The following is an 8,769-nucleotide window of genomic DNA, read 5'->3' as shown; positions in this document are numbered from 1 at the left end:
GCGACGTGCTGTTCGCGTTTCCGGGGATCCTGCTGGCGATTGCCGTCGTGGCGATTATGGGCAGCGGCATGGCGAACGTGGTGGTGGCGGTAGCGATTTTCAGCATTCCGGCCTTCGCCCGTCTGGTCCGCAGCAATACGCTGGTATTGAAACATCAGACGTTTATTGAGTCGGCGCGCAGCATCGGGGCATCCGACTGGACCATCGTGCTGCGCCATATTCTGCCCGGCACCGTGTCGTCCATCGTGGTGTATTTCACCATGCGCATCGGCATGTCGATTATCACCGCCGCAAGTCTGTCGTTTCTGGGGCTGGGCGCGCAGCCGCCGATGCCGGAATGGGGCGCGATGCTCAACGAGGCGCGTTCGGATATGGTACTGGCGCCGCACGTGGCGATCTTCCCCAGCCTGGCGATCTTTTTGACGGTGCTGGCTTTCAACCTGTTGGGCGATGGATTGCGCGACGCGCTGGATCACAAGCTGAAGTCCTAGCCGTCTTTTCTCCGGTCTGCCTCGGACTGGTTTGCGGGAAAACAAAAACGCCGCGTCGAACAGGACGCGGCGTTTTTCATGCATAAAGTCCGCGCGGCGAAGGCGACGCGGACGGGCGAGATTAGAACGAAGTACGTTTGTAGGTACGGTACTGCGGCTGCCAGAAGTTGTGCTCGATCGCCTTGATCAGCGCTTCTTCAGAGGTGACTTCCGCGACGCCGTTTTCTTGCGCCATTTTGGCGACTTCCAGCGCAATGTGGTGCGACACTTCCTGAATTTTCTCGATCTCCGGCAGCAGGCCGCCCTTACCGTCGTTCGCCAGCGGTGAACAGTCGGCCAGCGCGCGACTGGCCGCCATCAGCATACCGTCGGTAATACGACGCGCGCCGCTGGCCAGTACGCCCAGACCGATCCCCGGGAAGATATAGGAGTTGTTGCACTGGGCGATCGGGTAAATCTCGCCTTTGTGCGTCACCGGCGCGAACGGGCTACCGGTCGCGACCAGCGCGGTGCCGTCGGTCCAGTTAAAGATATCTTCCGGACGCGCTTCCACGCGGGAAGTCGGGTTAGACAGCGGCATGATGATAGGACGGGCGCAGTTGCTGTTCATTTCACGGATGACCTCTTCCGTGAACAGACCCGGCTGGCCGGAGACGCCGATCAGCACGGTCGGCTTCGCGTTCTGCATCACTTCCAGCAGAGAAATGGCATCGCTGCTGACGTCCCAATGCGCGATTTTCTCGCTTTTCTGTACCAGCGGGCTTTGGAAGTTAAGCAGGTTCGGCAGTTTGTCGGTCAGCAGGCCGAAACGGTCGACCATGAAGACGCGAGAGCGAGCTTCTTCATCGGTCAGTCCTTCGGCCACCATCTGCGCGATGATCTGCTCGGCGATGCCGCACCCGGCGGAACCGGCTCCGAGGAAGGCGACGGTCTGGTCACGCAGCTGGCTGCCGGCGGCGCGGCTGGCGGCAATCAGGCTGCCCAGCGCCACGGCGGCGGTGCCCTGAATGTCGTCGTTGAAGCTGCAGATTTCATCCCGATAGCGGTTCAGCAGCGGCATGGCGTTGCCCTGCGCGAAGTCTTCGAACTGCAGCAGAACGTTCGGCCAGCGGCGTTTTACCGCCTGAATGAATTCGTCCACAAAGGCGTAGTATTCGTCGCCGGAAATGCGCGGATGACGCCAGCCCATGTACAGCGGATCGTTCAGCAACTGCTGGTTGTTGGTACCGGCATCCAGCACCACCGGCAGGGTGTAGGCTGGGCTGATGCCGCCGCAGGCGGTGTACAGCGACAGTTTGCCGATAGGGATCCCCATGCCGCCGATGCCCTGATCGCCGAGACCCAGAATACGCTCGCCGTCGGTCACCACGATGACTTTGACGTTTTGTTTGGTGGCGTTCTGGAGCATATCGTCGATGTGCTCACGGTTCGGGTAGGAGATGAACAGGCCGCGCGCGCGACGATAGATGTCAGAAAAATGTTCGCAGGCTTCGCCGACGGTCGGCGTATAGATGATCGGCATCATCTCGCTCAGGTGGCCTTGCAGCAGTCGGTAGAACAGCGTCTCGTTGGTATCCTGAATATTGCGCAGATAGACGTGCTTTTCGATGTCGTTTTTGAAGCCTTCGTATTGACGCCAGGCGCGTTCGGCCTGCTCTTCGATGGTTTCGACGGCTTCCGGCAGCAGGCCGGTCAGGTTGAAGTGTGAGCGTTCTTCTTCGGTAAAGGCGCTGCCTTTGTTCAGTAGCGGAAATTCGAGAAGGATGGGTCCAGCATAAGGTATGTAGAGGGGGCGTTTACTTTCGTATTCTAATTCCATGACTTTTAGCTCTTTTTTTTAGGGGTAACAGAAATGGGTTCAGGTGCAGCAATGAAACGAAGTGTCTTTAAAATCTTAAAGAACCCACTGAATATGTACAGACAATGTTAATTAAAATAATTACATATGACTTGCATTCAACTAAAAAGTGAGCAAGGTCACACCCTATTTGGCCTCGGGCAACAATCACGCAATAACAACGTACCGTAAATCAACATCTCCCAAGGCCCCCAGCATCGACTGCGTCGCGCTCCATTGACTAATGACGGCCTGCTTCCGTTCGACCAGCACCGCATGGCGTAAATCAGCGGTTTTTTCCCCTGACAGATTCATCAGGTTCAGCGCCGCCTGTAGCGGCGGCAGGCTGGGGTTGAAGGCCGCGTTTTCTGCATAACAGCCGGTGTAGATCGCGCCCGAGTGGGTCTGCAGCGCAATGCCGCTGTAGGCCTCAGTGTAAGGAGCATGACTCCGATTGGCCGCCGCCAGCGCGGCCTGCACCAACGTATCCTCGCTGTAGATTCTTAACCCATGATGCACCTGATCCATCAGCAGCGTGGCGACATTCAGATCGCGGGGGCCGAAGGCGTCGGGCAGATAGTGGGAGAGCGGCTGAGGCGTGCGTTCGGGCAAGCTGATGGTGAGCGTTGTCGCCGAGTTCAGTTCGTTGATGAACTGACGACAGTGTCCGCAGGGTGAATAGTTGACGGTCAGCGTACGCAGCGCGCGCTCATGTCGGAGCCAGGCATGGGTAATAGCGCTTTGCTCCGCATGCACGCTTTGTTGCAGGGGCAGGCCGGGGAACTCCATGTTGGCGCCGAAGTAGAGGTTGCCGCTGGCGCCCTGAGCGACCGCACCCACCTGAAAATGCGAGATGGGCGCATGGGCGCAGGCCGCCGCCAGCGGAAGCAGCGTCAGCGCGAGTTGCGCCTCATCGACCTGACCGGCGAGACAAAGGCGTCCCACGTCCGCGGCGGACAGCCAGGCGGCGAAATCTCCCCGATTGAGTATTGGGGTGAGTACCGCCTGTATTGCCTCGGGCAGCGGGTTGAGTGCGGCGTGAAACCGTGATTGCATTGACGTCCCCCTTTTCATTGTTCTTTTTTCAAGCATAGCGGACAGCCGAAGTTGAATCGCTTAAATGTGATGTTTAGCACAATGACATGAAATCGAATGAAAAGTTGAGCGTCATTTTTGATCAAAATATGACTCACGCAAACGCTCATCCGTGCAAGGCGGAGAGCGCTCCTGTCCTTAGTGCGCCATCAGCAGCAACAGGGGGAACACGAACGGCGCCAGCAGCGACGTCATAATGCCGCAGATCACCAATGCCAGCGAACTGAACGCGCCTTCCTGAAAGTCGACTTCCGCGCAGCGGGCGGTGCCCAGCGCGTGGGACGCGGTGCCCATCGACAACCCGCGTGCCGACTTCACCGTAATTTTCAGGCGGTTGAGCAGGGCATGGCCCATCACCGCGCCGAGAATGCCGACGAAGATCACGCAGACGGCGCTGATCGCGGGGATGCCGCCTATCGAGCTGGCGACCGCCATCGCAATGGGGGTGGTCACGGATTTGGGCAGGACCGACGCGGCGATTTCCGGCGTCGCGCCCAGCCACAACGCCACCAGCGTGCCGCTGACGATAGCGGTCAGGCTGCCGACAAAGCAGACCGTGATAATGGATTTCCACCGGGCGCGAATTTGATGAATCTGTTCATACAGCGGGAACGCCAGCGCAACCACGGCAGGCTGCAACAGGTTGTTCAGCACTTCGCTGCCTTTGAAATAGTGCTCGTAAGGGATGCGCAGCAGCAGCAGAACGGGAATGATGATGAGCATGGACACCAGCAGCGGATTCAGCAGCGGCATGTTCAATTTTATCGCCACCCGGCGCGCGCCGAAAAACACCAGCAGCGTCAGCGGCAAGGACCACCACAAATAGGTCAGCATTGCTCTTTTTCCTTAGCTGCCTGCGTCGCTCCCGGCAGCGTCCTTTCCCTGTGCATGATCTGAGTGCAGTAACCGACCACCACCATCACAATCAGCGTACTGATCAGACAGGAGACGACGATAGGACCAAACTGACTGCGCAACAGATCGAAATAGCTCATCACGCCGACGCCAATGGGGACGAACAGCAACGCCATATAGCGGATCAGCAGGTGACAACCGGGTCGGACCCAGTCAGCGGGAAGGATTTGCGAAGAGAGCAGGGCGAAAAGGATCAGCATGCCAATGATGCTGCCGGGGATAGTGATAGGCAGTAACGCGGATATCGTATTGCCTGCGTAAAGGCACAGGTAAATCAATACGAAAGCGCGTAAATACTGCCAGCAGAGTGTGATCGTATTACGCATGGGAGGATTCCTGATTAACTGAGGGGATTTATGATAGCGCTAACCGAAAGCCGGTGCTACGGGTTGCGCAGCACCGTTTCCCACAATGTAGAAACCACTGTGTTTTCACCAAGAAAACCGGATTTAGTCGAACAATTCACTCTGCGCTAAGGCTTCGGCGATGGCATCCGTCAGCCGGGATAACGCCTCTGCTGAAATAATATACGGCGGCATGAGGTAGATCAGTTTGCCGAAGGGGCGTATCCAGACACCCTTGTTAACAAAAAAGCGTTGTAACCGCGCCATATTGACCGGTGCGACGGTTTCCACCACGCCGATGGCGCCCAGCACGCGGACGTCGGCCACGCGCGGAGAGGCGGCCAGCGGCAGTAGCGCGGCGCGCAGCTGCGCTTCGATGGCAGGCACCTGGGACGACCAGTTCCCTTCCTCCAGCAGCGCCAGGCTGGCGTTGGCGGCGGCGCAGGCGAGCGGATTACCCATAAAGGTGGGGCCGTGCATGAAGCAGCCCGCTTCGCCGTCGCTGATGGTGTTGGCGATATGGCGGGTGGCGAGCGTTGCCGACAGCGTCATATAGCCGCCGGTCAGCGCCTTACCGAGGCAGAGAATGTCCGGCGTGATGCCCGCATGTTCGCAGGCGAACAGCTTGCCGGTGCGGCCGAAGCCGGTGGCGATCTCGTCGGCAATCAGCGGGATTCCGTACTGGTCACACAGCTGGCGCACCCGACGCAGATATTCGGGATGGTAGAATCGCATGCCGCCTGCGCCCTGCACGATGGGCTCCAGAATGACGGCCGCGATGCGGTCCGTGTGCTGTTCGATGATTGCGGCCAGTGAATCGGCATCCTCTTCACGCCAGGTATCGTCAAAACGACACTGCGGAGCATCGGCGAACAAGTGCGGCGGCAGATATCCCTGATAAAGGCTGTGCATTGAATTCTGCGGATCGCACACCGACATCGCACCGAGCGTATCGCCGTGATAGCCGTGGCGCAGCGTCACAAACTGGCGACGCGACTGTCCCTGCGCCTGCCAATACTGCAACGCCATCTTCATGGCGACCTCGACCGCCACCGACCCGGAATCCGCCAGAAAAACGCACTCCAGCGCGTCCGGCGTCATCGCCACCAGCCGACGACACAGGTCGATGGCGGGCGCATGGGTGATGCCCCCGAACATGACGTGGGACATGTGGCCCAGCTGGTCCGTGACGGCCTGATTGATGCGGGGATGGTTATAGCCGTGGATCGCGGCCCACCAGGAGGACATGCCGTCCACCAGCGCGCGGCCATCTTCCAACTGAAGCTCCACGCCGTGCGCGGCGCTCACCGGATAGCAGGGCAGGGGCTGGGTCATGGATGTATAGGGATGCCAGATATGGCGCTGGTCAAACTGGAGATCGTCTGGAGTGATCATAACTTGTCAACTAAATCTGTTTCAATTTGGTTGACAGTATATCCGCATAAATTACACTGACGAAATCTTTTTCACCCGGAGTTGTAGTGATGTCAGAACGTGTTCAATGGACGTTGGAACAGGCGCAAGACCTGTTTAATAAGCCCTTTCTGGAGCTGATGTATGAGGCGCAGACCGTTCACCGGCAGCATTTCGATCCGCGCCAGGTTCAGGTCAGCACGCTGCTGTCGATCAAGACCGGTGCCTGCCCTGAAGACTGCAAATATTGCCCCCAGAGTTCCCGTTATCGCACCGGCATCGAAACCGAACGTCTGATGCAGGTCGAGCAGGTGATGACCTCGGCCCGTCAGGCCAAGGCGGCAGGCTCGACCCGCTTCTGTATGGGCGCGGCCTGGAAAAACCCGCATGAGCGCGACATGCCCTATCTGGAAGAGATGGTGCGCGGCGTGAAAGAGCTGGGCATGGAAACCTGTATGACGCTGGGGACGTTGCAGGGCGATCAGGCTGAGCGACTGGCGGAAGCGGGGCTGGATTTTTACAACCATAACCTCGACACCTCGCCGGAATTCTACGGCAGCATCATCACGACCCGTACTTATCAGGAACGTCTGGATACGCTCGGCAAAGTGCGCGAAGCGGGGATCAAAGTCTGTTCCGGCGGGATCATCGGTCTGGGCGAAACGGTACGCGACCGCGCCGGTCTGCTGGTGCAGCTGGCCAACCTGCCGACGCCGCCGGAAAGTGTGCCGATCAACATGCTGGTCAAAGTCAAAGGCACGCCGCTGGCCGAAAACGACGATGTCGATCCGTTCGACTTCGTGCGCACCATTGCCGTCGCCCGCATCATGATGCCGACGTCGCACGTACGTTTGTCCGCCGGGCGCGAGCAGATGAGCGAGCAGACGCAGGCCATGTGCTTCATGGCCGGGGCGAACTCGATTTTCTACGGATGCAAGCTGTTGACGACCCCCAACCCGAAAGAAGACAAAGATCTACAGCTGTTCCGCAAGCTGGGGCTGAACCCGCAGCAGACCAGCACCGAGTACGGCGACAACCAGCAGCAACAGCATCTGACCGAGCAGTTGATGAACGCCGACACCGAGCAGTTCTACAACGCGGCGGTCTAAATGGGCTGGCAGCAACGTATCGAACGGGCGCTGACACAGCGTCGCGAGGAGGGCGCCTACCGCCAGCGTCAGGTGAATGAATGCGGCGGCGGGCGCTGGCTGGAGAGCCACGGTCGCGGCTATCTGAATTTTTCCAGCAACGATTATCTCGGCATCAGCCAGCATCCCGCGATAGTGCGCGCGTGGCAGCAGGGCGCTGAGCGTTTTGGTGTGGGCAGCGGCGGTTCGGGACATGTGACCGGCTACAGCGTCGCGCACGAAGCGCTGGAGCAGCAGCTGGCGGACTGGCTCGGCTACGATCGCGCGCTGTTGTTTATCTCCGGCTATGCCGCCAATCAGGCCGTGATCGCCGCGCTGGCGGAAGCCGGGGATCGCATCCTGGCAGACAAGCTGAGCCATGCGTCGCTGTTGGAGGCCGCCGCGCTGTCGCCCGCAACGTTACGCCGCTTTCCGCACAATCAGCCGGAGGGGCTGGAGCGTCTGTTGCGCTCGCCGTGCGACGGCCAGACGCTGGCGGTGACGGAAGGGATCTTCAGCATGGACGGAGATGCGGCGCCGCTGCCTGAACTGCAGGCGGCGAGTCGACGCCACGGCGCCTGGCTGATGGTCGACGATGCGCATGGCATCGGCGTACTGGGGGAGGAGGGGCGCGGCAGCTGCTGGAATCAAGGCATTCAGCCTGAGCTGCTGATCGTCACCTTCGGTAAAGCGTTCGGCGCCAGCGGCGCGGCGGTGCTGTGTCGCCACGACGTCGCGGAGTATCTGACGCAGTTCGCCCGCCACCTCATCTACAGCACCTCAATGCCGCCCGCTCAGGCCTGCGCGCTGAGTGCGGCGCTGGACGTCGTGCGTCAAGGCGACGACCTGCGGCAGCGTCTGACGGATAACATCGCCCACTTTCGTGACGGTGCCGCCGGGTTGGCCTACCAACTGCAAACGTCCCAGAGCGCGATCCAACCGCTGATCGTCGGCGACAATCATCAAACGCTGGCGCTGTCCCAGACGTTGCGCGATCAGGGGCTGTGGGTCGGCGCGATGCGGCCGCCGACGGTGCCGCCGGGCACCTCTCGTCTGCGTATCACCTTGACCGCGAGTCATACGCCGCAGGACATCGACCGGCTGCTGGAGGTGTTGCATGACGCAGGCTGAGTCCCCCCATAAGCAGGCGATCGCGCGGGCGTTTGGCCGCGCCGCCACCCACTACGACCGCTTTTCCGAGCTACAGCGCGATAGCGGGGAGCGACTGATGTCGCTGCTGGATAATCACGCCGGGGTGGAATTGCTGGACGCGGGCTGCGGGACGGGCTATTTCAGCCGCCGCTGGCAGGCGCAGGGCAAACGCGTGACCGCGCTGGACCTGTCGTCGCAGATGCTGGCGGAAGCGCGACAGCAGGCGTCGGCGACCCACTATGTCTTGGGCGACATCGAACACCTGCCGTTACCGACGGCGAGCGTGGATCTGTGCTTCAGCAATCTGGCGATCCAGTGGTGCGACGATCTGTCGCGTGGCTTGGGCGAGCTGCATCGCGTGACGCGTCCTGGCGGCGCCGTCGCCTTCTGTACGC

At 60.1% G+C, this 8,769-nt stretch carries 9 protein-coding genes; 4 read left to right on the top strand and 5 right to left on the bottom strand.

The features are described 5' to 3' along the window. On the top strand, positions 1-491 hold a 491-nt coding region (locus Q7O77_RS11145), incomplete at its 5' end, for an ABC transporter permease subunit (protein WP_304167016.1). 121 nt (positions 492-612) lie between these two features. Here Q7O77_RS11145 and Q7O77_RS11140 read toward each other — a convergent pair. From Q7O77_RS11140 to bioA, 5 genes are all read right to left on the bottom strand, one after another. Continuing rightward, positions 613-2,310 (bottom strand): NAD-dependent malic enzyme, encoded by a 1,698-nt coding sequence (locus Q7O77_RS11140; protein WP_304167013.1) that lies wholly within the window; start codon positions 2,308-2,310, stop codon positions 613-615. Positions 2,311-2,496: 186 nt separating this feature from the next. Continuing rightward, entirely contained in the window at positions 2,497-3,384 is an 888-nt protein-coding gene (cdd, locus tag Q7O77_RS11135) for a cytidine deaminase (RefSeq protein WP_304167010.1), read from the bottom strand. A 177-nt stretch (positions 3,385-3,561) separates the two neighbouring features. Next, the gene (locus Q7O77_RS11130) at positions 3,562-4,257 is read right to left on the bottom strand and encodes a CidB/LrgB family autolysis modulator (protein ID WP_085651554.1); all 696 of its coding nucleotides are present in this window, start codon (positions 4,255-4,257) and stop codon (positions 3,562-3,564) included. Then, complete coding sequence (locus Q7O77_RS11125) at positions 4,251-4,664, bottom strand: CidA/LrgA family protein (protein WP_304167005.1); 414 nt, start codon at positions 4,662-4,664, stop codon at positions 4,251-4,253. The genes Q7O77_RS11130 and Q7O77_RS11125 overlap by 7 nt, the downstream gene beginning before the upstream one ends. A 123-nt stretch (positions 4,665-4,787) precedes the next feature. Beyond that, on the bottom strand, positions 4,788-6,074 hold the full coding sequence (bioA, locus tag Q7O77_RS11120; protein ID WP_304167019.1) for an adenosylmethionine--8-amino-7-oxononanoate transaminase: 1,287 nt from the start codon (positions 6,072-6,074) through the stop codon (positions 4,788-4,790). 92 nt (positions 6,075-6,166) lie between these two features. Here bioA and bioB point away from each other — a divergent pair, with 92 nt between their 5' ends. The 3 genes from bioB to Q7O77_RS11105 form a co-directional block, all read left to right on the top strand. Continuing rightward, entirely contained in the window at positions 6,167-7,204 is a 1,038-nt protein-coding gene (bioB, locus tag Q7O77_RS11115; RefSeq protein WP_085651557.1) for a biotin synthase BioB, read from the top strand. After that, entirely contained in the window at positions 7,205-8,353 is a 1,149-nt protein-coding gene (gene bioF, locus Q7O77_RS11110; RefSeq protein ID WP_304167001.1) for an 8-amino-7-oxononanoate synthase, read from the top strand. After that, positions 8,340-8,769, top strand: a 430-nt coding sequence (locus tag Q7O77_RS11105; RefSeq protein WP_304166998.1) for a methyltransferase domain-containing protein, incomplete at its 3' end; no start/stop codon positions are given. The genes bioF and Q7O77_RS11105, both read left to right, overlap by 14 nt.

This window comes from Lonsdalea britannica (genome assembly GCF_946477055.1).
Lineage (GTDB): Bacteria > Pseudomonadota > Gammaproteobacteria > Enterobacterales > Enterobacteriaceae > Lonsdalea > Lonsdalea britannica_A.
This window is presented reverse-complemented; position numbering and strand designations above follow the sequence as displayed.